This window comes from Pseudomonas sp. LB3P14, from assembly GCF_054898045.1.
The window spans coordinates 5,447,576-5,472,791 of record NZ_CM142714.1; the positions used below are offsets into that span (position 1 = coordinate 5,447,576).

Annotated in this window: 23 protein-coding genes; 10 read left to right on the forward strand and 13 right to left on the reverse strand. The window is 60.0% G+C overall.

Annotated elements, in window-relative coordinates; genetic code table 11:
* Positions 1–74: 74 nt before the first annotated feature.
* Positions 75–911, reverse strand: coding sequence for an amino acid ABC transporter permease (locus ACYZT5_RS24860; RefSeq protein WP_462047831.1), 837 nt, complete (start codon positions 909–911; stop codon positions 75–77).
* Positions 908–1,729: an ABC transporter substrate-binding protein gene (locus ACYZT5_RS24865; protein WP_462047832.1), complete on the reverse strand. Its 822-nt coding sequence runs from the start codon at positions 1,727–1,729 to the stop codon at positions 908–910. Before ACYZT5_RS24865 ends, ACYZT5_RS24860 begins: the two co-directional genes overlap by 4 nt.
* A 112-nt stretch (positions 1,730–1,841) precedes the next feature.
* Between ACYZT5_RS24865 and ACYZT5_RS24870 the strand changes: the two genes are divergently transcribed.
* Entirely contained in the window at positions 1,842–2,741 is a 900-nt protein-coding gene (locus ACYZT5_RS24870) for a homocysteine S-methyltransferase family protein (RefSeq protein ID WP_462047833.1), read from the forward strand.
* Between the two features lie 114 nt (positions 2,742–2,855).
* On the opposite strand, the gene ACYZT5_RS24875 is transcribed toward ACYZT5_RS24870, so the two are convergent.
* The 3 genes from ACYZT5_RS24875 to ACYZT5_RS24885 are packed head-to-tail and all read right to left on the reverse strand — an operon-like array spanning position 2,856 to position 4,624.
* Complete coding sequence (locus tag ACYZT5_RS24875) at positions 2,856–3,527, reverse strand: GNAT family N-acetyltransferase (protein WP_462047834.1); 672 nt, start codon at positions 3,525–3,527, stop codon at positions 2,856–2,858.
* 17 nt (positions 3,528–3,544) lie between these two features.
* Positions 3,545–3,991: a GNAT family N-acetyltransferase gene (locus tag ACYZT5_RS24880; protein ID WP_462047835.1), complete on the reverse strand. Its 447-nt coding sequence runs from the start codon at positions 3,989–3,991 to the stop codon at positions 3,545–3,547.
* A 9-nt stretch (positions 3,992–4,000) separates the two neighbouring features.
* A complete protein-coding gene (locus ACYZT5_RS24885) occupies positions 4,001–4,624 on the reverse strand; it encodes an FMN-binding negative transcriptional regulator (RefSeq protein ID WP_462047836.1) in 624 nt (207 codons plus the stop codon).
* A 90-nt stretch (positions 4,625–4,714) separates the two neighbouring features.
* Between ACYZT5_RS24885 and pdxR the strand changes: the two genes are divergently transcribed.
* Positions 4,715–6,265, forward strand: a complete 1,551-nt coding sequence (gene pdxR / locus ACYZT5_RS24890) for a MocR-like pyridoxine biosynthesis transcription factor PdxR (protein WP_462047837.1) — start codon at positions 4,715–4,717, stop codon at positions 6,263–6,265.
* Between the two features lie 15 nt (positions 6,266–6,280).
* Here pdxR and ACYZT5_RS24895 read toward each other — a convergent pair whose 3' ends face one another.
* The 6 genes from ACYZT5_RS24895 to aspA all read right to left on the reverse strand — a co-directional run bounded on the left by ACYZT5_RS24895 (position 6,281) and on the right by aspA (position 14,362).
* The gene (locus tag ACYZT5_RS24895) at positions 6,281–7,381 is read right to left on the reverse strand and encodes a polyamine ABC transporter substrate-binding protein (RefSeq protein WP_462047838.1); all 1,101 of its coding nucleotides are present in this window, start codon (positions 7,379–7,381) and stop codon (positions 6,281–6,283) included.
* 12 nt (positions 7,382–7,393) lie between these two features.
* The gene (locus ACYZT5_RS24900) at positions 7,394–8,425 is read right to left on the reverse strand and encodes a histone deacetylase family protein (protein ID WP_462047839.1); all 1,032 of its coding nucleotides are present in this window, start codon (positions 8,423–8,425) and stop codon (positions 7,394–7,396) included.
* A 269-nt stretch (positions 8,426–8,694) separates the two neighbouring features.
* Positions 8,695–9,687, reverse strand: a complete 993-nt coding sequence (locus tag ACYZT5_RS24905) for an AraC family transcriptional regulator (protein ID WP_462047840.1) — start codon at positions 9,685–9,687, stop codon at positions 8,695–8,697.
* Positions 9,688–9,859: 172 nt separating this feature from the next.
* On the reverse strand, positions 9,860–10,864 hold the full coding sequence (locus ACYZT5_RS24910; protein WP_462047841.1) for an asparaginase: 1,005 nt from the start codon (positions 10,862–10,864) through the stop codon (positions 9,860–9,862).
* 157 nt (positions 10,865–11,021) lie between these two features.
* On the reverse strand, positions 11,022–12,470 hold the full coding sequence (locus ACYZT5_RS24915) for an alanine/glycine:cation symporter family protein (protein ID WP_462047842.1): 1,449 nt from the start codon (positions 12,468–12,470) through the stop codon (positions 11,022–11,024).
* 467 nt (positions 12,471–12,937) lie between these two features.
* A complete protein-coding gene (gene aspA, locus ACYZT5_RS24920; protein WP_201184599.1) occupies positions 12,938–14,362 on the reverse strand; it encodes an aspartate ammonia-lyase in 1,425 nt (474 codons plus the stop codon).
* 180 nt (positions 14,363–14,542) lie between these two features.
* Between aspA and ACYZT5_RS24925 the strand changes: the two genes are divergently transcribed.
* The 5 genes from ACYZT5_RS24925 to ACYZT5_RS24945 all read left to right on the forward strand — a co-directional run bounded on the left by ACYZT5_RS24925 (position 14,543) and on the right by ACYZT5_RS24945 (position 18,376).
* Positions 14,543–15,457 (forward strand): LysR substrate-binding domain-containing protein, encoded by a 915-nt coding sequence (locus tag ACYZT5_RS24925; RefSeq protein WP_462047843.1) that lies wholly within the window; start codon positions 14,543–14,545, stop codon positions 15,455–15,457.
* 354 nt (positions 15,458–15,811) lie between these two features.
* The gene (gene purE, locus ACYZT5_RS24930; RefSeq protein WP_019694319.1) at positions 15,812–16,303 is read left to right on the forward strand and encodes a 5-(carboxyamino)imidazole ribonucleotide mutase; all 492 of its coding nucleotides are present in this window, start codon (positions 15,812–15,814) and stop codon (positions 16,301–16,303) included.
* Positions 16,304–16,314: 11 nt separating this feature from the next.
* Positions 16,315–17,397, forward strand: coding sequence for a 5-(carboxyamino)imidazole ribonucleotide synthase (locus ACYZT5_RS24935; protein WP_462047844.1), 1,083 nt, complete (start codon positions 16,315–16,317; stop codon positions 17,395–17,397).
* A 107-nt stretch (positions 17,398–17,504) separates the two neighbouring features.
* The gene (locus ACYZT5_RS24940) at positions 17,505–17,750 is read left to right on the forward strand and encodes a GlsB/YeaQ/YmgE family stress response membrane protein (protein WP_027926291.1); all 246 of its coding nucleotides are present in this window, start codon (positions 17,505–17,507) and stop codon (positions 17,748–17,750) included.
* 89 nt (positions 17,751–17,839) lie between these two features.
* On the forward strand, positions 17,840–18,376 hold the full coding sequence (locus ACYZT5_RS24945; RefSeq protein WP_462047845.1) for a DUF3299 domain-containing protein: 537 nt from the start codon (positions 17,840–17,842) through the stop codon (positions 18,374–18,376).
* Between the two features lie 84 nt (positions 18,377–18,460).
* Here ACYZT5_RS24945 and ACYZT5_RS24950 read toward each other — a convergent pair whose 3' ends face one another.
* Both ACYZT5_RS24950 and ACYZT5_RS24955 read right to left on the reverse strand, forming a co-directional pair.
* Complete coding sequence (locus ACYZT5_RS24950) at positions 18,461–19,360, reverse strand: D-hexose-6-phosphate mutarotase (RefSeq protein WP_462047846.1); 900 nt, start codon at positions 19,358–19,360, stop codon at positions 18,461–18,463.
* Between the two features lie 57 nt (positions 19,361–19,417).
* Entirely contained in the window at positions 19,418–19,822 is a 405-nt protein-coding gene (locus ACYZT5_RS24955) for an acyl-CoA thioesterase (RefSeq protein ID WP_003177184.1), read from the reverse strand.
* Between the two features lie 362 nt (positions 19,823–20,184).
* Here ACYZT5_RS24955 and ACYZT5_RS24960 point away from each other — a divergent pair, with 362 nt between their 5' ends.
* From ACYZT5_RS24960 to ACYZT5_RS24970, 3 genes are all read left to right on the forward strand, one after another.
* Positions 20,185–21,483: an MFS transporter gene (locus ACYZT5_RS24960; RefSeq protein ID WP_462047847.1), complete on the forward strand. Its 1,299-nt coding sequence runs from the start codon at positions 20,185–20,187 to the stop codon at positions 21,481–21,483.
* 213 nt (positions 21,484–21,696) lie between these two features.
* The gene (locus ACYZT5_RS24965) at positions 21,697–22,698 is read left to right on the forward strand and encodes a phosphate ABC transporter substrate-binding protein PstS (RefSeq protein ID WP_462047848.1); all 1,002 of its coding nucleotides are present in this window, start codon (positions 21,697–21,699) and stop codon (positions 22,696–22,698) included.
* A gap of 480 nt (positions 22,699–23,178) precedes the next feature.
* Positions 23,179–25,212, forward strand: a complete 2,034-nt coding sequence (locus tag ACYZT5_RS24970) for an ABC transporter permease subunit (protein ID WP_462052304.1) — start codon at positions 23,179–23,181, stop codon at positions 25,210–25,212.
* Positions 25,213–25,216 lie beyond the last annotated feature (4 nt).

A 25,216-nucleotide genomic window follows, 5' to 3' on the forward strand; every position in this document is an offset into this window, starting at 1 on the left:
ACTAGTCGAGACACCGCCGGCTATCGCAAAACCAGAAACTCATCTGCCACTGCCCCATCAACCGGCCGTAGGCCCTAGCTGCGTTGTAAATACGCCTTCCCATAATGCCGCTCCATCCTCGCCTGAATCAGCTCCAACCCAATCGACATCACCCAATAAATCACCGCTGCCGTCGTCAGCATCTCGATGTAGCGATAGCTCGAGCGCCCATACGATTGCGCCAAAAACATAACCTCCCAAACCCCCATCACCGAGATCAGCGACGAGTCTTTGAGCATCGAGATGAACTGGTTGGTGGTCGGCGGGATGATGGTGCGCATGGCCTGGGGCAGGGTGACGCGCCAGAAGATCACTGTTTCGCGCATACCCAGGGCCAGGGACGCTTCGCGTTGGCCGTGGGGGACGCCAAGGATGCCGGCTCGGAAAATTTCGCTGAGGTAAGCGCCGTAGTTCAGCGACAGGGCAATGATGCCGGCGGCGATGGCGCCGGGCACGATGCCGAGTTGTGGCAGGCCGAGGTAGATCAGCAGGATCTGGATCAGTAGCGGTGTGCCACGAAAGAACGAGGCATAGAAGCTCGCAATTCCGAAGGCGACGGCGCTTTTCGACAGCCGCGCCAGGGCGGTGATGAAGCCCAGCAGCGAGGAGGTCACGATCGAACACAGGCACAGAAACAGCGTCAGCGCCGCGCCCTGCAGGAAGCCGTTGGGCTTCAGGTGCAGACCGATCAGGTTCGGCAGTTTGTCGAGGATGATCGAGAACTTCAGGTCGAAGCTCAGGAAGAAACTGGCGAACAATCCGAGCATCGCTGCCCAGGTCAGGTACAGCCGCGTGCGGAAACCGAAGATCCGTTGCAGTCGCGACTCAGCCACCGGTTGCGGCGGCTGGGGAGGTTTTGGGAAAGAAGTCATTGACTGATGTCGGCACCGATCCATTTTTGCGAAAGCTTGCTCAGGGTGCCGTCCTGTTTCAGCTGAGCGAAGACGTCACGCACTTTGGCGTCCCACTGGGCGTCGCCTTTTTCAATGGCCACCGAGTTTGGCTCCGAGTACAGCGGCTCGCCGGCGAGCTTGAAGCGTTTGTCTTCGGTCAGGCGCGGTTGGGCGGTGACAAGATTGGTGAGGATCGCGTCCAGTCGAACGCCAGCGCCCAGGCCGAGGTCCTGGAAGGCGACATTGTCGGTGTCATACGGCGCGATCTGCACGTCTTCGAACGGGTACTGCAATTGAGTGTCTTCGGCGCCTTCGATCACCAGGTTCTTGTTCAGGTAGCTTTCATAGCTGGAGGCGCTGGTGAGGCCGACTTTCTTGCCGCTCAGGTCTTTGGCGCTGTGGATGCTGTCGTCCTTGGCGTTGACCACGATCACCGCTGGCGAGGCGTAGTACTCGACCGGGAAGTCGAAGACCTCGGCGCGGGCCTTGCTCGGGGTCATGGAGCAGATGCAGATGTCGTAGCGCCCACTCCAGCGGCCGGCGGCGATCACGTCCCAGGACGGGGTTTCAAGGCGCAGTTTGACGCCCAGTTTGTCTGCCACGGCCTTGGCCACGTCGACGTCGAATCCATCGAGCTGGTTCTGATCATTGAGGAACGAGAAGGGTGGATAGCTTTCCATCAACACGCCCACGAGCTCTTTCTTTTTTTCGACGCGATCCAGCGTGGCGCCGCCAAAGGCTTGGGTAGAGGCAGCCAGAATCGTCAGGCCCAGGGCCAGTAGTGGTTGGAATTTCACAGTCGATCCCTGATAAAAAAGAGGTTGTTATTAACCGGATGGTGCGTATTAAATAGTTATAAGAACGACTCTGGTAGTGAGTTATTTTCATAAGCTTATGAGTGAAAAGCATATGGGCGCAGCAAGCACAGTAATTCTGGATGGTGGGATGGGTCGTGAGCTGCAACGCCGAGGCGCGCCGTTCAGACAGCCCGAGTGGTCGGCTCTGGCCTTGAGCGAAGCGCCGCAAGCGGTAGAGGCGGTGCACGTTGCTTATATCGAAAGCGGTGCGAACGTGATCACCAGCAACAGTTACGCGGTGGTGCCGTTTCACATTGGCGAAGAACGTTTTGCGGCAGAAGGGCAGGCGCTCGCGACGTTGGCCGGTGAGCTGGCTCGGCGCGCTGTAGAGGCTTCGGGCAAAGCTGTGCGTGTGGCCGGTTCATTGCCGCCGCTGTTTGGTTCCTACCGTCCGGACCTTTTCGACGCTGCTCGGGCGACTGAATTGTTGGCGCCGCTGGTGAAGGGTCTGGCACCTCATGTCGATCTATGGCTGGCGGAAACCCAGAGCTCGATCGTTGAGGCACGGGCGATCCATGCAGGTCTGCCGAAGGATGGAAAACCGTTCTGGCTGTCGTTTACTTTGAAGGATGAGGACACGGACGAAGTGCCGCGCTTGCGTTCGGGTGAGCCGGTGGCTGACGCCGCAGCCGTGGCGGCTGAGCTGGGCGTCGAGACGTTGCTGTTCAACTGCAGCCAGCCGGAAGTGATCGGTGCTGCGATTGATGCCGCGCGGGAAACCTTCGAACGTTTGGGTGTGAAAATTCACATCGGCGCCTACGCCAATGCCTTCCCGCCGCAACCGAAAGAGGCCACGGCCAATGACGGTCTGGACCCGTTGCGTGAAGACCTTGATCCGCCGGGTTATTTGCAGTGGGCGGCTGATTGGAAAGAACGCGGCGCCAGTCATTTGGGTGGTTGCTGCGGTATCGGGCCGGAGCACATCGCCGTGTTGGCCCAGAAACTCGCCTAAAAGATCGTTCCCACGCTCCGCGTGGGAATGCATCCCGCGACGCTCTGCGTCGCATTCCGTGGCGGACGCGGAGCGTCCATGGCGGCATTCCCACGCAGAGCGTGGGAACGATCGTCAGGTGCGGCACTCGGTCAGGGTTTTCACCTGCCCCGAATCCGTCTGGTTCTCATCGGACAGCCAGCGCTGAAACCCTGCCCCAATCGCCGGCCATTCCGAATCCAGAATCGAATACCACGCCGTATCCCGGTTCTGACCCTTGACCACCATGTGCTGGCGGAACACGCCTTCAAAACTGAACCCCAGTCGTTCGGCTGCGTACTTGGAGCGGGCGTTGCCGTTGTTGCACTTCCACTCCAGACGCCGGTAACCCAAGGCAAACGACTCTTTGGCGAGCAGATAAATCGCCTCGGTGCTTTTCGGCGAGCGCTGCATCGGCGCACCGAACGTGACATGGCCGATTTCGATCCGGCCTTGTGAAGGGACGATCGACATCAAACTGAGGATGCCCTGCACATCGCCGCTGGCTCGGTCGATCACGCTGAAGAAATACGGGTCGCTATTGGCCGCATGATTGTTCAGCCAATCGTTGAACGCGCTGCGCTCCGGAAAAGGACCGTAAGGCAAATAGTCCCAGAGTTTCGGGTCGGAACCCGGTCCTTGCAGGGCCTTCCACAAACCGTCGGCATGACGCGTCGGGTCAAGTTTCTCCAGGCGGATGAAGCGCCCTTCGAGGGTTTGCACCGACGGTGCCGGGACGCCTTTCCAGTCGGCGAGTGAAGTCAACATGTTGTTCTCCTTGAACCTTAAATGGCTTTTCGAAACTGGATGAAACCTGGGCGTTCGGCGATGCGCTCATAAAGCTGAATCGCAGTGGCATTGGTTTCGTGGGTCAGCCAGTGGACCTTGCAGCAACCGTCCTCTTTGGCGGTGGCGTAGACGAATTCGATCAGCTGTCGGCCGACGCCGGTGCCGCGAGTTTCCGGCACTACCAGCAAGTCTTGCAGGTAGCAGGAGTTTTCGATGCTCCAGTTCGAACGATGGTAGATGAAGTGCACCATGCCCACCGCTTGGCCGTCGGCCCAGGCCAGTGCGGCATGGGTCGGTTCGCTCGGGTCGAGCAGGCGCTGCCAGGTGCTGTGGGTGACGGCCTCAGGCAGTTCGGTGTTGTAGAAGCGCAGGTACGCTTGCCACAAAGGCAACCAGGCGGTGTGGTCGTCGGCGGTGACCTGGCGGATGTCGATCTGACTCATGTTCGTTCCTTAACGCATCAAGTGGGCGAGGGCCTGGTCGTGCACATCAGGGCTGGCGGCAAGCCCCTCGCGCACACCGGCGATGTCTGCAGCGTTACGGTTCTGGCTGAGCTTGCGTTTGCCTTCCAGGCGCTGGATCGGCAAGGCAAAACCGACGATGGCCTTGAGCATCCCATCAATGTAGTCGGCGGGGGCATCGGCGACTTTCCATGGACTGGCGCGACCTGCTTCATGACGATCAGTCAGGGCGCTGACCAGATTGCGCAAGCGATCCGCGTCAGTGAACACTTCGGCCGTGCCATACGCGTGCACGGCGACGTAGTTCCAGGTCGGCACCACTTTGCCGTGCTCGGCTTTGCTTGGGTAAAACCCCGGGCTGACGTAAGCGTCGGCACCAGCAAAAATCACCAGGGCTTCGGCGCCGTTCTGCAATGCCTTCCACTGTGGATTGGCCTTGGCAAAGTGACCGTAAAGGGTGCCATTCGGGCCCTGGTCTGAACTCAACAGCAAGGGTAAATGGCTGGCTTGCAGACCTTGTTCCCCGTGTGTGACCAACATAGCGAGGCGGGTGCCAAGTATCTGCTGGTGCAGTTCATGCAAATCATCTATAGCAAAGCTGCTTGGCGTGTACATGGAGATTTTCCTTGGCGAATGTCTGCATCCTAGGCAGGCTATTGGTCTGTTGTAAGAGCCATTAACGACCAATTTCATAGGTCCATTGCCATGACCAGCGAGCCACTGTCCTTGTCATTCAACCCTGCGGGTATCGAACTCGATCGCCGCCAGGGTTTGAGTCGTCAGCTCTATCAAGCGCTACGAGTGCGAGTGCTCGACGGAAGGCTGGCCAGCGGTACGCGATTACCCGCCAGTCGCGATCTGGCGGCGGCGTTGTCAATTTCCCGAAACAGCGTGGTCCGTGCCTACGATCAGCTCTACGCCGAGGGCTTTATTGAAGGGCGTGTCGGTGATGGGACGTATGTCGCGCAATTGCCTCAAGCGGCGTTGGTGGCGAAAAAACTATCCACAAAAGTATCCACAGGGTTGTCAACAGGGTTACCCACAGCCTTATCCACAAATTGGCTGAATTTACCTGTGATTTTATCCAGCAAAGTTATCCACAGCGGTGCATTGGGGCGCGTTGAAAGGAACCATTTAGCCCTGCCTCCCGTCGGTCCGCCCCGCGCATTTCGGGTGGGTGTTCCGGCTTTCGATCTGTTCCCGTTCGAGGTCTGGGCCAAGCTGAATGCGGCTTTCTGGCGTAAACCGGATCTCCAACAGTTGTGTTACGGCGATCCAGCAGGCGATGCGCGATTACGCGATCTGATAGCCGCGTATTTGCGCAGTTCGCGAGGCATGCAATGCACCGCTGAACAAATAGTGATCACCAGTGGCGCGCAACAGGGAATCAGCCTTTGTGCACAGCTGCTGGTGGAGCCGGGCGATGGGGTGGCGATCGAGAATCCCGGTTACCGCGCGGCGGGACATGCGTTCGCCGTGGCGGGTGCCCAATTGCATGGGGTAGCGGTGGACAGTGAGGGTATCGACTGCACCGCATTGAATGCGCTCAACGATTGTCATCTGGCGTATGTCACACCCTCGCATCAGTACCCGACCGGCGTGGTGATGAGTCTGGCACGGCGGCTGGAGTTGTTGGCCTGGGCCGAGCGCACCGAGGGTTGGATCGTCGAGGATGATTACGATGGCGAATATCGTTACAGCGGCGCGCCGCTGGCACCGTTGGCGGCGCTCGATCGTCACGGACGGGTCTTGTATGTCGGCACTTTCGGCAAAGTGGCATTCCCGGCATTGCGTCTGGGCTATCTGGTGCTGCCACCGGCATTGGTAGACGCTTTCGCCCAGCGTCGTGCGGTCGATGTGCGCCACTCCGAGGTGAGCACCCAGGCCGTCATGGCCGAGTTCATGGCGGCCGGGCATTTTCAGCGACACATCCGCCGCATGCGCCGCGCCGCGTTGAGTCGTCGCAATACGCTTCTGGCCAACTGGCCCTCGGACATTCCCGGGGTTGGCAGCTTGCCGAGCGTGGCGGCAGGGCTGCACCTGACGGTGGCGGTCGATACTGAGGCCCGCGAACGCGAACTGATCGAAGCCGCCGCCAGCGTCGATGTCGAGATCAATGGCCTGAGCGGTTACTGGCTACCGGATTCGAGAAACACTGTGGATCAACGCGCCGGGCTGGTGCTGGGCTTCGCGGCGGTGCCCGAGGCGGCGATCATCGCAGCGCTCGGGCGATTGCAAAAGGCTTGGCGTCCCTGAGGTCAAGGACAGGTGTCAGGTCCCGGACTTGATCTTGGTCCAGGCCCTGGTCCGCGCACGTTCAGCATCGCGCGGCAGCGGTTGCAGGGTGTAGAGCGTGCCCATCGCCGTTTCGGTCGGGTACAGGTTCGGGTTGTTGCGAATCGCCGGATCGACCATTTCCGTGGCGTCCTTGTTCGGGTTCGGGTAGCCGACGAAGTCGCTGACCGGCGCGATCACCTGGGGCTGCAGCAAGTAGTTGATGAAGGTGTAGGCGTCTTCCGGATTCTTCGCGCCTTTGGGGATCGAGAGCATGTCGAACCAGATTGGCGCGCCTTCTTTCGGCAGGCGCATGTCGACGATCACGCCGTTCTTGGCTTCCTTGGCGCGGTTGGCGGCCTGGGAGAAGCTGCCGGAGTAACCGACGGCGACGCAGATGTCACCGTTGGCGATGTCGGCCATGTACTTCGAAGAATGGAAGTAGGTGACGTACGGACGAATCTTCATCAACAGCGCTTCTGCCTTTTCGTAATCCGCAGGCTTCTTGCTGTTGGGGTCCAGGCCGAGGTGTTGCAGGGCCAGAGGCAGAATCTCCGAAGGCGAGTCGAGCAGGGCCACGCCGCACTGCTTGAGCTTGCTGATGTTCTCCTCCTTGAAGATCAGGTCCCAGCTGTCCACCGGTGCGTTGTCACCCAATGCGGCCTTGATCTTGTCGGGGTTGAAGCCGATCAGGATGGTCCCGTACATGTACGGCACGGCAAATTTGTTGCCTGGATCGTTGGCTTCGATCAGCTTCATCAGCTTGGGATCGAGGTGGTTCCAGTTCGGCAGCTTGCTGCGATCAAGCGGCTGGAACACGCCGGCCTCGATCTGTTTGGCGAGGAACACGTTGGACGGCACGACCACGTCGTAGCCGGAGTTGCCGGTCAGCAACTTGGCCTCCAGCGCTTCGTTAGTGTCGAAGATGTCGTAGACCAGTTTGGTCTGGGTGTTCTGGGCCTTGAAGTCTTCCAGCGCTTTGGGGGTGATGTAGTCGAACCAGTTGTAGACGCGCAACGTTCGCTCTTCAGCGTGTGCAGCTCCACTGAGCACCATGGCACTCAGGGCTGGAACGATAAAACGCTTGAGTCTGTTCATTCTTCTAATTCCTCATTGGGCGCTTTCAAAACCTTCGAGAACGTTCACGGCATTGATGCCGATTTCTTCAACCGCGTAGCCGCCTTCCATCACGAAGAGCGTCGGCTTGCCGAGGCCCGCGATGCGCGCGCCCATTGCCAGGTAATCCGGGCTGTCGAGCTTGAATTGGGAGATGGGATCGTCCTTGAACGTATCGACGCCCAGGGAGACGACGATGATATCGGCGCCGTATTTTTCGATCTCTTTGCAGGCTTGTTCCAGCGCAGCGCTCCAACTGTCCCAGCCGCTGCCAGCCGGCAAAGGGTAGTTGAAGTTGAAGCCTTCGCCGGCCCCCTCGCCGAGCTCATCGTCATAGCCGAGGAAGAATGGGAACTCGGCTTCCGGATGACCGTGGATCGAGGTGAACAGCACGTCGCTGCGCTCATAGAAAATCGATTGGGTACCGTTGCCGTGGTGGTAGTCGACGTCGAGGATCGCGACCTTCTTGTGGCCCTGGTCGAGGAAGGCCTGGGCGGCGATGGCGGCGTTGTTGAGGTAGCAATAACCGCCCATCAAATCGCTGGCCGCGTGGTGTCCCGGTGGACGGCATAAAGCGAAGGCACTGCGGGCGCCGCGTTGAATGACGGCTTGTGCGGTCAACGCGACTTGCGCCGCGCTGTACGCCGCCTGCCAGGTGCCGGCGGTAATCGGTGCGCCGCCATCGAAGCTGTAAAAGCCGAGCTGGCCGTGCAGGCTGGTGGGCATGATTCGGCGCAGCGTGCGAGCCGGCCAGGTGTAGGGCAGCAAATCGCCATCGGTATTGAATTCGGTCCAGCGCGCCCAGGCGCCTTTGAAGAAGTCGAGGTAGTCGCGGCTGTGGATGCGCGCAATCGGGTCGAGGCCGAAATCCTGTGGCGCCTCGACCGGTCCGAGGTCGCGGTACTGCACGCGTTGCAGCACATGGTCGGCCCGAGATGGCATTTCGAAGCAGGGTTTGAGTTGCCCGTCTATCAATTCACAACGGCCGTGGTGCAGGTGGTGATCGTCCGAGTAGATCGTCAGCATTTCTTGTTCTCCGCAGGCTGATTCGGTTGAACACAGTCTTGCGGCAGGAGGTGTTTCGGAGAACGGCAGGAAAGGCCAAAAGGGGATTGATATGGCCAAAAGATCTGACCGAAATTCGCCCCTTATTGGCGCGAAGGTGCCTCGGCGTAGGGCGTACCCAAGCCGATCGTTCCCATGCTCCGCGTGGGAATGCCTCTTGGGACGCTCTGCGTCCCGGTGACGCAGAGCGTCACTGGCTGCATTCCCACGCAGAGCGTGGGAACGATCAGTCAGGGGCGGAATTGGCTGGGTGCCACGCCACTCCAGCGCACAAACGCATGGCGGAAACTCGCGGTCTCGCTGAAGCCGAGCGCTTCGGCGATCCGGTAGATAGGCATTTGGTCTTCACACAACATTTGTTTGGCCTGCTCAAACCTCAGTTCATCGAGCAATTCCTGATAGCTGCAACCCAGGTCCTTGAGGTGCCGGCGCAGGGTTCGCGCCGAACAATTCATCTGTTCAGCCAACCCTTCGAGGCCGGGCGCTGCATTCAATTGCGTACTGAGCAGTTGGCGAATCCGCCCCAGCCAGGCCTGGCGGCCAGTGAACTCGGTGTTCTGCTTGCGACAGCGTTCAGTTATGGCCTGATGGGTGATGACGTCGGCCAGTGGCAACGGTTGGTCGAGCCAGCGTTTATCGAAGGCGAAGGCATTGTCCCGCGCATCGAAGTGCAGCGGGCAGTCGAAGTGCTCGGCGTAGGTCGCCTCATAGTCGGGTGCGGCATGTTCGAAGCGAGCCGCCAGCAACGGCAGAGGATGGCCGAGCAGGTCGTCGCAGATGACTTTCAACGACACCAGACAGAACTCGGCATTGAATACCGCCAGCGCCGGATTCTCCCGGTAATCAGCGGCGACGAACCAGATACGCTCGCCGTCATCTACAAGGCTCAGTTCGAAAAGTGTTCCTAACAGCGCCGGATAGTGCATCGCCAGACGTAAAGCGTCACCGAAGGTGGCACTGGTGAGCAGCGCATAACCGAGCATGCCGTAGGACGAAACGTGCATCCGCCGGCCCAGTTCCAGGCCGATATCGCGTTTGAGGGCGACGGCATTGGCGCAGACCTGCATCTCCTGGTTCGTGGTGATGCGCGTGTCCGCCCGGCTCAGATCCGCCGCACTGATGCCGCTTCCCGCGAGCAGTGCTTCGCTGGACAGGCCTTCGGCCTTGAAGGTGTTGAGCACCAGAGAGACGGCGTTGAGGGTGGTGAGGTGGGAATGGAGCATGGGTGTTCCAGCCATTGAATGCTGGAAGAAGAGCAAGTTATGTGCCGAGGCTGTTGATCATGATCGTTCCCACGCTCTGCGTGGGAATGCCTCAAGGGACGCTCCGCGTCCAGTGACGCGGAGCGTCACGGGCTGCATTCCCACGCGGGAGCGTGGGAACGATCATCGGGTGTCAGCTCAGTTCGCCGCAGAGGTCGAGTTCTACAAGGCGCCGCACTTCAGCGGTATCGAGTCCGGCCCCGAGCAACCCATGCAACTTGCCGAAAGCCGCTTCACGGGTCATGCCGCCACCCGAAAGCACACCAACCCCACGCAAGCGACTGCCAGCCTCGTAAACATCCAGCTCAACACCGCCTTCATGGCACTGCGTAACCGCGACCACCACAACACCCTCGTCCCGCGCCCGTTCCAGGCTGGCGAGAAACTCGGGGTTATCGCTCGGCCCGGTACCGCTGCCGTAGCACTCCAGCACCAACCCCTGAATGCCGCTGTTCAACACGCCATCGAGCAGCTCGGCGCCGATTCCAGGAAACAACGGCAGCACAGCGACTTTCGCCAATTGTTTTTGTTGGTTGTAGCTCAGTTGCGCGGGTAGCGAAGTCGCTTTCACGCCGCCGCCCTGACGCTCCAGTCGCTTGAACGGATGACGACCGAAACTGCGAACCTTCGCGCAACGAGTCGGGTCCAGCAGCTCGCCGTGGAAGTACAAATGAACGCCCGGCGCAAGGCCTTGGCCCAGAGCAACCAGCGCACCGCTGAGGTTTTCCCAGGCATCGCTGTCGGCTACGCCGGCCGGCAGCATGGAGCCGGTGAACACAACACGTGCATGCAGGTCGAGCAACTGAAAGCTCATGGCGGCGGCGCTGTAGGCGAGGGTGTCGGTGCCGTGCAGGATCAGCACGCTGTCGCAACTCTGGACATCGACAGCGTCAACCACTGCTTCACGCAGTTGCTGCCAGTAAGCCGGGCTCATGTTGGCGCTGTCGATCAGCGGGCTCATCTCGCGAAAGCGCCACTGCGGCACGACAAGGTCAGGCTGGCTGTGCAGATATTCGCGCATCCGCGCTTCGAAACCGGACGCCGGGGCCAGGCCGTGAGCGCTGGCTTGCATGCCGATGGTGCCACCGGTGTAGAGCACCATGACGTGCTGGGCGGCAGGATAGGTCGAGGAATTCATGGAGACTCTCCGAGATCAATGACTTCCCCTGTGGGAGCGAGCCGGCTCCGGGCGGCGTTCCGACGAATGCGGTTGATCATTCAACATTGATGTCGACTGACACACTGCTTTCGCGAGCAGGCTCGCTCCCACATGGGATTGTGCGCACTTTAACCGATCAGCGTTGCGCTGCGGGTACGCCTTGCGGCTCAGCTTCAGCCTTGGCGGCGGCGGGCGGATTGGCTGGCCAGGCTTTCAAGTCCAGGTCCAGATCCGGGAACTTGCTCGAATCGAACACTGGCGTCTTGATGCCGGCAGCGCGTTGGTCATCGTAGTCACGCAGGATGCGCATGCCGACTTTGAACAGCAGGAACAGCGCGATCAGGTTCACGAACGCCAGCAGGGTCATGGTGATGTCGGCGAACGCGAACACCGTGCCGAGGTTTTCGATAGCACCCCAGAAGATCAACACCAGTACCAGCGCGCGGTAGCCGATCAGCGCCTTGCGGTTTTCACCGATCAGGAAGCGCAGGTTGCTCTCGCCCAGGTAGTAGTTGTAGAGAATCGAGGTGAACACGAACAACGACAGGGCCACGGAGATGAAGCTCCGGCCCCAGTCACCGACTACGGCAGCGAGCGAGTTCTGGGTCAGGGCAATGCCGTCGCCTTCGAAGCCCGGGGTGTAGAAGCCCGAGAGCAGGATCAGCAACGCGGTGCAGGTGCAGATCACAAAGGTGTCGAGGAACACGCTGAACGCCTGAACCACGCCTTGTGCCACCGGGTGCTCGACCGACGCCACTGCGGCCACGTTCGGCGCACTGCCCAGGCCTGCTTCGTTGGCGAACACGCCGCGCTTCACGCCCATGACGATGGCGCTGCCGATCAGGCCACCAAAGGCCTGGTCGAGACCGAAGGCACTTTTGACGATGGTTATCAGCATGGCTGGAACGTGATCGAACTGCAGCACGATCACGTAGAGGGTCACGCCGATGTACACCAGGGTTTTCACCGGCACCAACAGGTCAGCGACCTTGGCAATGCGCTTGATCCCGCCGATGAACACCAGACCCAACAATACCGCCAGGGCCAGGCCGGTCCAGGTGGGGTCGAGGTCGAAAGCGTTTTTCAGCGAGTGGGTCACGGCATGGGATTGCAGGCCGTTGAAGGCAAACCCGAAGGTGATCAGCAACAGGAACGCCATGATCATGCCCAGCCAGCGTTTTTGCAGGCCGTGCTGGATGTAATAGGACGGGCCGCCACGGTACGTGCCGTCGGAATCGCAGCGCTTGTAGAGCTGGCCGAGGGAGCATTCGAAGAAGCTGCTGGACATGCCGACCAACGCGGTCACCCACATCCAGAACACCGCACCCGGACCACCCAGGGTCACGGCGATACCGACACCGGCGATGTTACCCGCACCGACGCGACCGGCGAGGCTGAGCATCAAGGCCTGGAACGAACTGAGTTGACCGGCGCTGCTTTTCAGGCTGTCGCGGAACACCGCGAACATGTGGAAGAAGTGGCGCAATTGAACGAAACGCGAGCGGATCGTGAAGTAGCTACCGAGCCCGACAATGAGCACGATCAGTACTTTCCCTGAGAGGAAGTCGTTGATGACTTCGAGCATGGATTTTTCCTCGCTGTTTTTTGTGTAGGCAAATGCTGGAGGTCAGAAACATCGCGTTACACCGGCTTGCGTGTGGCACAACAGGTGAGGCGAAGGTTCGTCCCGGTTCCATATCGCGGGTTGTTATTAGTTCGGGTTTCGCATGGGTTTGGGCCTCGTTACCGACGACCGCTCACGCGAAGAGGGGCGGCACTATACCTATGAGCGTGCCGTCCGTCTGCACGGTTGTGGTGCAAGCGACGAATCGAAGCCTTTGAAACACCTGACTTTTTTGAAGTCAGGCTCGTGTGGGAGGGGGAGAGCCCCATTTCCACAGAAGTCTTTTTTCCTGCCCGTGAGTTAAAAAAAAGGGCTTGGGGAATAAATCCCCAAGCCCTCAAAAGGTGAGAGGTGTCTAGTCCCTCGACCTGGTGAGCGTGGCGCTTCGTGCTCTTCGTTAAAAGAGCAAGCGCCGGCGTTGCGTTCGGTTAAGCCTTCAGGGGCACCAGACGCGGAGCAATCATATTTTCCGGGCGCAGGATGTCGGCGAGCATTTCGTCGTCGAGCAAGCCTTCTTCGCGCACCAGTTCCAGCACGCCGCGGCCGCTTTCCAGCGCGATACGGGCAATGCGGGTGGCGTTTTCATAGCCGATGTACGGGTTCAGCGCAGTGACCAGACCGATCGAGTGTTCGACCAGTTCGCGGCAGCGCTCTTCGTTGGCGGTGATGCCGACGATGCAATGCTCGCGCAGCATGTCCATGGCGCGTTGCAGCAAGCGGATCGAGTCGAAGATCTTGAACGCGATCAGCGGCTCCATCACGTTCAGTTGCAATTGGCCGCCTTCGGCCGCGATGGTCAGGGCCAGGTCGTTGCCGATGATCTGGAACGCCACTTGGTTAACCGCTTCCGGGATGACCGGGTTGACCTTGCCTGGCATGATCGAGCTGCCTGGCTGACGTGCCGGCAGGTTGATTTCGTTGATGCCGGTGCGTGGGCCGCTGGAGAGCAGGCGCAGGTCGTTGCAGATCTTCGACAGCTTGACCGCGGTGCGCTTGAGCATGCCGGAGAACAGTACGAAAGCGCCCATGTCCGAGGTGGCTTCGATCAGGTCGGCAGCTGGAACCAGCGGTTGACCGCTGATCAGAGCCAGGCGCTGAACGGCCAGGTGCTGGTAACGCGGGTCGGCGTTGATGCCGGTGCCGATCGCGGTGCCGCCCAGGTTTACTTCGGTCAGCAGTTCAGGTGCCAGCGTTTTGAGGCGTGCCAGGTCTTCGCTCAGGGTCGTGGCGAAGGCGCGGAATTCTTGACCCAGGGTCATCGGCACGGCGTCTTGCAGTTGGGTACGGCCCATCTTCAATACGTGGCTGAATTCCTGGCCCTTGGCGGCGAACGCCTGGATCAGGCTGTCGAGGCTGGCCAGCAACGCATCGTGACCCAACAGCAGACCCAGACGGATCGCGGTCGGGTAGGCGTCGTTGGTCGACTGCGCCATGTTCACGTCGTTGTTCGGGTGCAAGTATTGGTATTCGCCCTTCTGGTGACCCATGGCCTCCAGCGCGATGTTGGCGATGACTTCGTTGGCATTCATGTTGGTTGAAGTGCCAGCGCCGCCTTGAATCATGTCCACCACGAACTCTTCGTGGAAATCGCCGCGGATCAAACGTGCACAGGCTTCGCTGATGGCAGCGTGCTTGGCTTCGCTCAGGTGACCCAGTTCGCGGTTGGCGTCAGCGGCGGCCTGCTTGACCATTGCCAGGCCGACAACCAGCTTCGGGTAATGCGAAATCGGAACGCCGGAGAGACGGAAGTTGTTCACCGCTCGCAGGGTCTGGATGCCGTAATACGCTTGAGCAGGTACTTCGAGTACGCCAAGCAGGTCTTTTTCTGTGCGGAAAGATGCAGCGGAGGACATGATAGAAATCATCTCGATAGGGACCCGGTCTGTGCCGGAACACTGCAAATGCTAGGCTTGTGGAGAATTTTGGGCCAATGCTGTTAAACACTAGCCTATGCACATTCGGCATAATGCCGGTGTGACGCCGTGTCTGCGGCGAGCGTGTGACCTAAATTGGTGCGTGTCCGGGAGGCCGTGATGAACCTTGAAAGTAAATGGCTTGAGGACTTTAGTGCTCTGGCTGCCACCCGCAGCTTCTCCCAGGCTGCCGAAAGACGCTTCGTAACGCAGCCGGCGTTCAGTCGGCGAATCCGCAGCCTTGAAGCCGCGCTGGGGCTGCAACTGGTCAATCGCTCGCGCACACCGATCGAGCTGACGGCGGCGGGGCAGCTGTTTCTGGTTACCGCGCGGACGGTGGTCGAGCAGCTCGGTGAAGTATTGCGTCACCTTCATCACCTGGAAGGCGGGCAGGGCGAGGTGATGCAAGTCGCTGCGGCTCACTCGCTAGCCTTGGGTTTCTTTCCGCGCTGGATCGCGCAATTGCGTAATGAAGGCCTGAACATCGCGACGCGCCTGGTGGCAACCAACGTCGGTGATGCGGTGCATGCGCTGCGTGAAGGTGGTTGCGATCTGATGCTGGCGTTCTACGACCCGGATGCCGCGATGCAGATGGACCCGGAAATCTTTCCGTCCCTGCACCTCGGCCACACCGAGATGCTCCCGGTCTGCGCGGCCGACGCGGACGGCAAGCCTCTGTTCGACCTGGAAGGCGAGGCCAGCGTGCCGCTGCTGGCCTACAGCGCCGGTGCGTTTCTCGGGCGCTCGGTGAACATGCTGCTGCGCCAGCGTGCGCTACGCTTCACCACTATCTATGAGACTGCCATGGCCGACAGCCTTAAAAGCATGGCACTGGAAGGTTTGGGCATTGCCTGGGTGCCGCAGCTCAGCGTGCGCGCCGAACTGGCTCGGGGAGAGCTGGTGGTCTGCGGCGGCCCGCAATGGCATGTGCCGCTGGAGATTCGTCTATATCGTTGCGCGCTGGTGCGAAAGGCCAATGTGCGGTTGTTGTGGCGCAAGCTTGAGGGGGGCGCCGCGCAAACCCCGACAAGTTAATGATGTCTGCGTAGGTTTTTGATCGTTCCCACGCTCTGCGTGGTAACGCCTCCTGTGATGCTCTGCGTCACGCTTTTTGGGACGCGGAGCGTCCCGGGCTGCATTCCCACGCAGAGCGTGGGGAACGATCGACCTCCGTGACAGGTTTTCGCTGACCTTCAAGTCAATAAAACCGGCACTTTGCGCCGTATGACAGATGGTCGTATGGGGGGCTGTTTATCTGCTTCATTGAGGTATACTGCGCGGCCTTCGGCCGGTTCGCCCGGCCATAATTCGTACAATCAAGCCACGCATTTTGCGTGGCTTGTTGTTTTTTGACGCGCCTGCGGGCGCCCAGAGAGAAGAGGCACGACGATGAGTGCACTGGTTGGCGTGATCATGGGCTCCAAGTCCGATTGGTCCACCCTTAGCCACACCGCCGATATGCTGGAAAAGCTCGGCATCCCTTACGAGGTGAAAGTGGTCTCTGCCCACCGCACCCCGGACCTGCTCTTCCAGTATGCCGAAGAGGCTGAGGCGCGTGGCATCGAGGTGATCATCGCCGGTGCCGGCGGCGCAGCCCACTTGCCAGGTATGTGTGCGGCCAAGACCCACCTGCCGGTACTGGGCGTACCGGTGCAGTCGTCGATGCTGTCGGGCGTCGATTCGCTGCTGTCTATCGTGCAGATGCCCGCGGGCATCCCGGTCGCCACCCTGGCCATCGGCAAGGCTGGCGCGATCAACGCAGCGTTGCTCTCGGCGAGTATCCTCGGCGCCAAGCACCCGCAGTTCCACGCGGTGCTGAAAACTTTCCGTGCTGAGCAGACAGACAGCGTCCTGGACAATCCAGACCCACGCATCGCCTGAGGTTGTTGACGATGAAGATCGGTGTAATCGGTGGCGGCCAGTTGGGTCGCATGTTGGCCCTGGCGGGCACTCCGCTGGGCATGAACTTCGCTTTCCTGGACCCGGCACCGGATGCTTGCGCAGCCGCGTTGGGCGAGCACCTGCGGGCCGATTACGGCGATCAGGACCACCTGCGTCAGCTGGCCGATGAAGTCGATCTGGTGACCTTCGAGTTCGAGAGCGTCCCGGCCGAAACCGTGGCCTTCCTGTCACAATTCGTCCCGGTCTACCCGAGCGCCGAAGCCCTGCGCATCGCCCGTGATCGCTGGTTCGAAAAAAGCATGTTCAAGGACCTGGGGATTCCCACCCCGGCGTTCGCCGATATTCAATCGCAAGCCGATCTGGACGCTGCGGTTGCTTCCATCGGTCTGCCGGCCGTGCTGAAAACCCGCACCCTGGGTTACGACGGCAAGGGCCAGAAGGTTCTGCGCAAGCCTGAAGACGTGGCCGGCACGTTCGCCGAACTGGGCAGCGTGGCCTGCCTGCTGGAAGGTTTCGTGCCGTTCACCGGCGAAGTCTCGTTGATCGCCGTGCGCGCTCGCGATGGTGAGACCAAGTTTTATCCGCTGGTTCACAACACCCACGACAGCGGCATCCTCAAGCTGTCCGTGGCCAGCACCGACCATCCGCTGCAAGCCTTGGCGCAAGACTATTCCAGTCGCGTGCTCAAGCAGCTGAATTACGTTGGCGTGATGGCGTTCGAGTTCTTCGAAGTCGACGGTGGCCTCAAGGCCAACGAGATTGCCCCGCGGGTCCACAACTCGGGTCACTGGACCACTGAAGGCGCCGAGTGCAGCCAGTTCGAAAACCACCTGCGGGCCGTTGCCGGTCTGCCACTGGGTTCGACGGCCAAGGTCGGTGAAAGCGCAATGCTCAACTTCATCGGTAAAGTGCCGGACACCGAGAAAGTCCTGGCCATTGCCGATTGCCACCTGCATCACTATGGCAAGGCGTTCAAGGTCGGTCGCAAGGTCGGTCACGCCAATCTGCGCTGCGCCGACAAGGCCACGCTGGAGCAGCAGATCCTCAAGGTCGAAGCGCTCATCGCCGAATAGTTTCATGTGGCAGCGGCGGAACCATTCAAGGTCCGCCGTTCTCTGATGGCAGGATGCCAAAGTCTGACTAGGCTTTCGCATAGCCAAACCAATCAGAGGGAAATGCCATGGGAATTATTGGAACCATCTTTATCGGCTTGATCGTCGGCCTGCTGGCTCGGTTCCTGAAACCGGGCGATGACAGCATGGGCTGGATCATGACCATCCTGCTCGGTATCGGCGGTTCGCTGGCGGCCACTTACGGCGGCCAGGCTCTGGGCATCTACCACGCGGGCGAAGGCGCAGGCTTCATCGGTGCGCTGGTCGGCGCGGTGGTATTGCTGGTGATCTACGGCTTGATCAAAAAGAACTGATTCAAAGCGACAAAGCCCCCTCTGCGTCGCACGCAGAGAGGGCTAGAATGCTCGGCGTTGCACTGTCCTCTCCTTTGCCGAGCACCTCCATGCGCCGTCTTCTATTCACTCTTCTTTTACTGGGTACGGGCCTTGCCCACGCCGGCGAACTGCCGGAAACCGACTGGCTCGAATTGATGCCCAAGTCGGACCAGAAAGCCCTCGAAGCCATGCCCGAAATCGACCACAACTCCCCCGAAGCCAATGGCACCTTTACCCAAAAGGGTGGCATGAAGCAGAGCAAGGGCTTGCCGGCGGTGATGTATTCGACCAAAACCGTGCCGTCGATGAACAACAAGAACATCCGCATCGGTGGCTATCCGGTGCCGCTGGAGTCCGACGCCAAGGGCCGCAGCACGCTGTTCTTCCTCGTGCCGTATCCGGGCGCCTGCATCCACGTGCCGCCACCACCGCCTAATCAACTGGTGTTGGTGCGTTATCCAAAAGGCTTGAAGCTGAATGATATCTACACGCCGCTGTGGGTGACCGGCACGCTGAAGATCGAGAAGGTCAACAACGACCTTGCGGATGCTGCGTATGCGCTGGATGCGGCGAAAGTGCGGGTGGTCAAAGAGTCGGATTTGTAAGCGTCAGATAAAACCAATCGCGGGCAAGCCTCGCTCCTACAATTATTCACCGTCCTGTAGGAGCGAGGCTTGCCCGCGAAGCTTTTAAAGCGACTTGCTGCCGATGCTGACACCCAGGGTATGACTCGCACCCGGCGCCAGCGTCACCACATCATCCATCACATTCGCCGTTTCAATGCAAAGCATGCGCTGCCAGCCATCGTCGGCCATGTCGCTGAACGCCGCAGCGCGTTCAATCCACGGATTCCAGATCACCGCCGAGCGTGAGCCGCTGCTGGTCAGCTCGATGCGCCGTTCCCAGGCCGGATCGACAATGCTCAGCTTCGCCGGGGTATTGAGATAGATACGATCGGTCTCGCCGACAAAACGCAGATCGCCGATCTGAGTGACGGTTTTCCAGTCGTCCAGGGTTTCGATGTAACTCAAGCCATCCAGCCCTTCGACATGCACATTGCGTACATCGCTGACCGCGAAATAGCTGTGCAGCGCCTGGCTGATGGTGACGTTGTCAGTGCCTTGGTTGTGGCTGGTCAGGCTGATGTGCAGTTGCTCATCCAGACGAATGCTCAGCTTCAAGTCCACCTGATGCGGCCAGCCAGGGAAGCCGCCTTCGGGGTAGGGCAGGACGAATTCCACCTTCAGGCTTTCGCCCTCGGTTTCGATACCGCCCAGTTCCCAATCCATCGCCCGTACAAAACCGTGGGCGGTCGGCGGTTCGTTGCTGACGCGCATCGCCTGGACGCTTTGCGGGTTGCGCGGGAAATTTCCGAACCACGGCCAGCACACGGGCACGCCAGCGCGGATGCTCTTGCCGGTCTTGAACACGGCCTCGTCGTTGAGCCAGATCAGCGGCGGTTGACCGGCCAATTGATAACTGAGGATGTGCGCGCCTTGCTGGGCGACCAGCAATTCGGCCTGACCGTGGCGGATGCGCCAGCAGTTCAGTTCATCCAGTTTCACGGCTTCAACGTTGGGCGTGCTCATGGGGCAACTCTCGATCAGGAACAATGACTGCTATGGACCACAAAAAGGTCGCAGTGTTTAACGCGCGCGTGGCGGAACCGAACGGGTGCGGCCGCTGCCATCGATGGCGACGAACACAAACACGGCTTCGGTGACTTTACGCCATTCGCTGGACAGCGGATCGTCACTCCAGACTTCGACCATCATCTGAATCGAGCTGCGGCCGATTTCCAGCGCCTGGGTATAGAAGGAGAGCTGGGCGCCCACCGCTACCGGAACCAGAAACGCCATGCGATCGATCGCAACCGTGGCCACGCGACCCCCCGCGACTTTGCTGGCCATTGCGGTGCCGGCCAAATCCATCTGCGACACCAGCCAACCGCCGAAAATATCGCCAAAGCCGTTGGTTTCGCGAGGGAGCGCGGTAATTTGCAGGGCAAGGTCGCCTTGCGGGATTGGATCTTCTTGTTCGAGCTCTATCATGCCGGGGGTGCCTCTGACCCGTGACTCTTCAGTGTGTTGCGGGTGAATAGCCGTCCTGGAAAAACGATTCAGCCCCGAACATACTACGTTCGTCACGTTTTTCGTAAGGCGCCTAAAGGGAAACTCTGCGAAATCGGCTGACGTGTGCCAACGACGTTTTCGCACAGCAACCCCTTACAAGCAGGTGCAGGATTGCGAGTATATCGGTCGGTAGACTCCGAGACGACCGTCCGGTTCTCATTTTGACCGTCAAATACGCACCTCTATGTGCTTTTTCGAACAATTTGCTATCGTGCCGGACCTGCCCAAGCCTCCGCCAGCGTTGTTGGGGTTGCAGATCCGACTATAAGAGAAGCCTTGCCATGACCACCGCGCCCTCAAGCATCGCGCAGCCCACCCAGTCTGCACGTCCGCTGACCCGCAACGACTACAAGACTTTATCGCTGTCCGCCCTGGGCGGCGCGCTGGAGTTTTACGACTTCATCATTTTCGTGTTCTTCGCCACGGTGGTGGGCAAGCTGTTCTTCCCGGCCGATATGCCCGAGTGGCTGCGCTTGATGCAGACTTTCGGGATCTTTGCCGCCGGCTACCTGGCGCGGCCACTGGGTGGCATCGTCATGGCGCACTTCGGCGACCTGCTGGGACGCAAGAAGATGTTCACCCTGAGCATTTTCATGATGGCGGTGCCGACCCTGATCATGGGTTTGCTGCCGACTTATGCGCAGATCGGCATGTGGGCGCCGATCCTGTTGCTGCTGATGCGGGTGATTCAGGGCGCGGCGATTGGCGGTGAAGTGCCGGGCGCGTGGGTATTCGTTTCCGAACACGTACCGCAGCGTCATATCGGCTACGCCTGCGGCACCCTGACCAGCGGTCTGACGGCTGGCATCCTGCTGGGGTCGCTGGTCGCCACCGCGATCAACAGCATTTACACCCCGGTGGAAGTGTCGGATTACGCCTGGCGGATTCCGTTCCTGCTGGGTGGCGTGTTCGGCCTGTTCTCGGTTTACCTGCGCCGCTGGTTGCACGAGACGCCGGTGTTCGCCGAGCTGCAACTGCGCAAGGCCCTGGCTGAAGAAGTGCCGCTGCGCGCCGTGTTGCGTGACCATCGCGGGGCGATCCTGATTTCCATGCTGCTGACCTGGCTGCTGTCCGCCGGCATCATCGTGGTCATTCTGATGACCCCGACCGTGCTGCAGACCGTCTACCACTTCTCGCCAACCACCGCGTTGCAGGCCAACAGCCTGGCGATCGTGTTTCTGAGCCTGGGCTGCGTCGCCTCCGGTGCACTGGCTGACCGATTGGGTGCCGGCCGGGTATTTGTGTTCGGCAGTGCCCTGCTGCTGATCAGCTCGTGGACCTTCTACCACAGCCTGTTCAACCACCCTGACTGGCTGTTCCCGATGTACGCCTTGACCGGCTTCCTGGTCGGCACCATCGGTGCGGTGCCGTACGTGATGGTCAAAGCCTTCCCGGCGGTGGTGCGCTTCAGCGGGCTGTCGTTTTCCTACAACCTGGCCTACGCGATATTCGGCGGATTGACCCCGATGGTCGTCACTTTGCTGCTCAAGGAAAGCCCGATGGGGCCTGCCTACTACGTAGCGATCATTTGTGGTGTCGGGATTCTGGTGGGTGCTTATCTTTGGAAGAAGGGGCGCTAAGACTGACGCCTTCGCGGGCAAGCCTCGCTCCTACAGGTCAGCGCAAATCCTGTAGGAGCGAGGCTTGCCCGCGAAGAACGTTAACGCGGTATCCCTTCAAAAACGCTAGATGCTGGCCTTTCATCCAATTGTCATATTTCAGCCATAGAGTGTTCACACGGCCTGCTGATACTTGGCCCCGACTTAACACACCCTATCTGCTAGGAGTAAGGCATGAAACTGAAGCGTTTGATGGCGGCAATGACTTTTGTCGCTGCTGGCGTTGCGACTGCCAACGCGTTCGCCGCTGTTGACCCGTCGATCCCGAGCTACACCAAGACCACTGGTGTGTCGGGCAACCTGTCCAGCGTCGGCTCCGATACCCTGGCCAACCTCATGACCCTGTGGGCTGAGAACTACAAAAAAGAATACCCGAACGTAAACATCCAGATTCAGGCCGCTGGCTCCGCCACTGCGCCACCTGCGCTGACTGAAGGCACCTCTAACCTGGGCCCGATGAGCCGCAAGATGAAGGACACCGAACTGGCTGCCTTCGAGCAGAAGTACGGCTACAAGCCAACCGCTATCCCGGTTGCCGTGGACGCCCTGGCTGTCTTCGTCCACAAAGACAACCCGATCCAGCACCTGACCATGGAACAAGTCGACGCGATCTTCTCCTCGACTCGTCTGTGCGGCGCCAAAGCCGACGTTAAAACCTGGGGTGACCTGGGTGTGACCGGCGACCTGGCCAACAAGCCGGTTCAACTGTTCGGCCGTAACTCGGTATCCGGCACCTACGGCTACTTCAAAGAAGAAGCCTTGTGCAAAGGCGACTACAAGCCAAACGTCAACGAGCAACCAGGCTCGGCTTCGGTCGTGCAGTCGATCAGCTCCTCGCTGAACGGCATCGGTTATTCGGGCATTGGCTACAAAACCGCTAGCGTGAAGACAGTGGCACTGGCCAAGAAAGGCAGCACTGACTTCATCGAAGACACCGAAGAAAACGCCCTGAACGGTAAGTACCCGCTGTCGCGTTTCCTCTACGTTTACGTCAACAAAGCCCCGAACAAGCCTCTGGCCCCGCTGGAAGCTGAGTTCGTGAAACTGGTTCTGTCTAAACAGGGCCAGGAAGTTGTAGTGAAAGACGGTTACATCCCACTGCCGGCCAAGGTTGCTGCAAAAGCACTGGCTGACCTGGGTCTGGCGGAAGGTGGCGCTGAAGTCGCAAAAAAGTAAAACCCTAGGTCCGGGGTAAACCCCGGACCTGTAGGAGCTGTCGAGTGAAACGAGGCTGCGATCTTTTGATCTGGCTTCCAACTGCAAGATCAAAAGATCGCAGCCTCGGTTCCCTCGACAGCTCCTACACCCCCCCAAATTTTTGATCCACTGCCAGTTCCCGCTGGCGGCGGATTTGTTGCGTCACTGCATTGTCATCTTTCTGTCATACAGGATCGCTAGGGTGTGCGCATGACTGATCTGGCCAATTCCACCATGACTACCAATCCCCCCAAGCGAATTGACTTCAATACGCCTGAGCTGCAACGCAAGCGCCGTATACGCGCGCTCAAAGATCGCCTGACCCGCTGGTACGTCCTCGTTGGCGGTCTCGCCGTTCTCGGCGCGATCACGTTGATCTTCTTCTTCCTCGCTTACGTCGTCGCGCCCCTGTTTCAGGGCGCCGACCTGACCGCCAAGGACGCCATCACGCCCGCCTGGATACAAGACGCCGGCAAGCCGCTGATGATCTCCCTGGAAGAACAGAACCAGGTCGCCATGCGGGTTTCCGACAAGGGCCAGGCGCTGTTCTTCGACATCGACAGTGGCGCTGAACTCAAGCGCGTCGATCTGCCGATCCCGGCCGGCACCACCGTGACCTCCATCGGCGAAGACCAGCCGGGCCATCCGCTGGTGGCGGTAGGTCTGTCCAATGGTCAGGCGCTGGTGTTCCGTCATACCTATAAAGTCAGCTACCCGGATGGCAAGAAAACCATCTCGCCGGCCGTCGAGTACCCGTACGGCGAAACGCCGATTGCGCTGAACGAGGTGGGCGGTGCGCTTGAGCACGTCAGCCTCAACGCGACCGATACGACGCTGATGCTGGTCGGTTCCACCGGTTCGCAACTCAATGTCTTGTCGCTGACCAGCGAAGAAAACATGATGACCGGCGAAGTCACCAACGAGCAGAAGCGCATCGATCTGCCGCAGATGACCGAGCCGGTGAAGAACATCTTTGTCGACCCGCGCCAGCAATGGCTGTACGTGATTAATGGTCGCGCCCAGGCCGACGTGTTCAGCCTGCGCGACAAGAGCCTCAACGGTCGCTACAAACTGCTTGAAGACGGTGAAGCCCAGATCACTGCCAGTACTCAACTGGTGGGCGGTATCTCGCTGATCCTCGGCGACTCCAAAGGTGGTCTGGCCCAATGGTTCATGGCCCGCGACCACGATGGCGAACTGCGTCTGAAGCAGATCCGTACCTTCCAGATGGGCACAACGCCGATCGTTGAAATTACCGCCGAAGAGCGTCGCAAAGGCTTTATCGCCCTCGACGCCTCCGGCAAGCTCGGCGTGTTCCACAGCACCGCCCACCGCACCTTGCTGGTGGATCAGGTGGTCGATGGCCAAGGCATTTTCGGCCTGTCGCCACGGGCCAACCGCGTGATCGTGGAGGCGGGCGGCAAGATTCAACCGCTGCTGCTCGACAACCCGCACCCGGAAGTTTCCTGGAGCGCGTTATGGAGCAAGGTCTGGTACGAGAACTACGACGAGCCTAAATACGTCTGGCAGTCGACCGCCGCCAACACCGACTTCGAACCCAAGCTGAGCCTGTCTCCGCTGACCTTCGGCACCCTGAAAGCTGCGTTCTACGCCATGCTGCTGGCCGCACCACTGGCCGTCGCTGCTGCGATTTATACCGCGTACTTCATGGCCCCGGGCATGCGCCGCAAGGTCAAACCGGTCATCGAATTGATGGAAGCGATGCCGACGGTCATTCTCGGCTTCTTCGCCGGCCTGTTCCTCGCACCGTATGTGGAAGGACATTTGCCGGGCATCTTCAGCCTGCTGATGCTCCTGCCGATTGGCATTCTGGTGGCCGGTTTCGTCTTCAGCCGCCTGCCTGAGTCCATCCGCCTGAAAGTGCCAGACGGTTGGGAAAGCGCGATTCTGATTCCGGTGATCCTGTTCGTGGGCTGGCTGTCGCTGTACATGAGCCCGTACATGGAAACCTGGTTCTTCGGCGGCGACATGCGCATGTGGATCTCCCACGACCTGGGCATCACCTACGACCAGCGCAACGCACTGGTGGTCGGCCTGGCCATGGGCTTCGCGGTGATCCCGAACATCTACTCCATCGCCGAAGACGCCGTGTTCAGCGTGCCTCGCGGTTTGACCCTCGGTTCCCTGGCCCTCGGTGCCACGCCGTGGCAGACCATGACGCGGGTGGTGATCCTCACCGCCAGCCCGGGCATCTTCTCGGCGTTGATGATCGGCATGGGCCGTGCGGTCGGTGAAACCATGATCGTGCTGATGGCTACCGGTAACACCCCGGTCATGGAAATGAACCTGTTCGAAGGCCTGCGCACCCTGGCCGCCAACGTCGCAGTGGAAATGCCCGAATCGGAAGTCGGCGGCAGCCACTACCGCGTGCTATTCCTCTCGGCGCTGGTGCTGCTGCTGTTCACCTTCGTCATGAACACCCTCGCGGAACTGATTCGTCAGCGTCTGCGCAAGAAATACTCGTCGCTTTAAGAAA

What these genes read in the sequence shown, in the direction of transcription:
- ACYZT5_RS24860 (WP_462047831.1), bottom strand. Translation starts at nt 911, where the DNA reads ATGACTTCTTTCCCAAAACCTCCCCAGCCGCCGCAACCGGTGGCTGAG.
- ACYZT5_RS24870 (WP_462047833.1), top strand. Translation starts at nt 1,842, where the DNA reads ATGGGCGCAGCAAGCACAGTAATTCTGGATGGTGGGATGGGTCGTGAG.
- ACYZT5_RS24875 (WP_462047834.1), bottom strand. Translation starts at nt 3,527, where the DNA reads ATGTTGACTTCACTCGCCGACTGGAAAGGCGTCCCGGCACCGTCGGTG.
- ACYZT5_RS24880 (WP_462047835.1), bottom strand. Translation starts at nt 3,991, where the DNA reads ATGAGTCAGATCGACATCCGCCAGGTCACCGCCGACGACCACACCGCC.
- ACYZT5_RS24885 (WP_462047836.1), bottom strand. Translation starts at nt 4,624, where the DNA reads ATGTACACGCCAAGCAGCTTTGCTATAGATGATTTGCATGAACTGCAC.
- pdxR (WP_462047837.1), top strand. Translation starts at nt 4,715, where the DNA reads ATGACCAGCGAGCCACTGTCCTTGTCATTCAACCCTGCGGGTATCGAA.
- ACYZT5_RS24895 (WP_462047838.1), bottom strand. Translation starts at nt 7,381, where the DNA reads ATGAACAGACTCAAGCGTTTTATCGTTCCAGCCCTGAGTGCCATGGTG.
- ACYZT5_RS24900 (WP_462047839.1), bottom strand. Translation starts at nt 8,425, where the DNA reads ATGCTGACGATCTACTCGGACGATCACCACCTGCACCACGGCCGTTGT.
- ACYZT5_RS24905 (WP_462047840.1), bottom strand. Translation starts at nt 9,687, where the DNA reads ATGCTCCATTCCCACCTCACCACCCTCAACGCCGTCTCTCTGGTGCTC.
- ACYZT5_RS24910 (WP_462047841.1), bottom strand. Translation starts at nt 10,864, where the DNA reads ATGAATTCCTCGACCTATCCTGCCGCCCAGCACGTCATGGTGCTCTAC.
- ACYZT5_RS24915 (WP_462047842.1), bottom strand. Translation starts at nt 12,470, where the DNA reads ATGCTCGAAGTCATCAACGACTTCCTCTCAGGGAAAGTACTGATCGTG.
- aspA (WP_201184599.1), bottom strand. Translation starts at nt 14,362, where the DNA reads ATGTCCTCCGCTGCATCTTTCCGCACAGAAAAAGACCTGCTTGGCGTA.
- ACYZT5_RS24925 (WP_462047843.1), top strand. Translation starts at nt 14,543, where the DNA reads ATGAACCTTGAAAGTAAATGGCTTGAGGACTTTAGTGCTCTGGCTGCC.
- purE (WP_019694319.1), top strand. Translation starts at nt 15,812, where the DNA reads ATGAGTGCACTGGTTGGCGTGATCATGGGCTCCAAGTCCGATTGGTCC.
- ACYZT5_RS24935 (WP_462047844.1), top strand. Translation starts at nt 16,315, where the DNA reads ATGAAGATCGGTGTAATCGGTGGCGGCCAGTTGGGTCGCATGTTGGCC.
- ACYZT5_RS24940 (WP_027926291.1), top strand. Translation starts at nt 17,505, where the DNA reads ATGGGAATTATTGGAACCATCTTTATCGGCTTGATCGTCGGCCTGCTG.
- ACYZT5_RS24945 (WP_462047845.1), top strand. Translation starts at nt 17,840, where the DNA reads ATGCGCCGTCTTCTATTCACTCTTCTTTTACTGGGTACGGGCCTTGCC.
- ACYZT5_RS24950 (WP_462047846.1), bottom strand. Translation starts at nt 19,360, where the DNA reads ATGAGCACGCCCAACGTTGAAGCCGTGAAACTGGATGAACTGAACTGC.
- ACYZT5_RS24955 (WP_003177184.1), bottom strand. Translation starts at nt 19,822, where the DNA reads ATGATAGAGCTCGAACAAGAAGATCCAATCCCGCAAGGCGACCTTGCC.
- ACYZT5_RS24960 (WP_462047847.1), top strand. Translation starts at nt 20,185, where the DNA reads ATGACCACCGCGCCCTCAAGCATCGCGCAGCCCACCCAGTCTGCACGT.
- ACYZT5_RS24965 (WP_462047848.1), top strand. Translation starts at nt 21,697, where the DNA reads ATGAAACTGAAGCGTTTGATGGCGGCAATGACTTTTGTCGCTGCTGGC.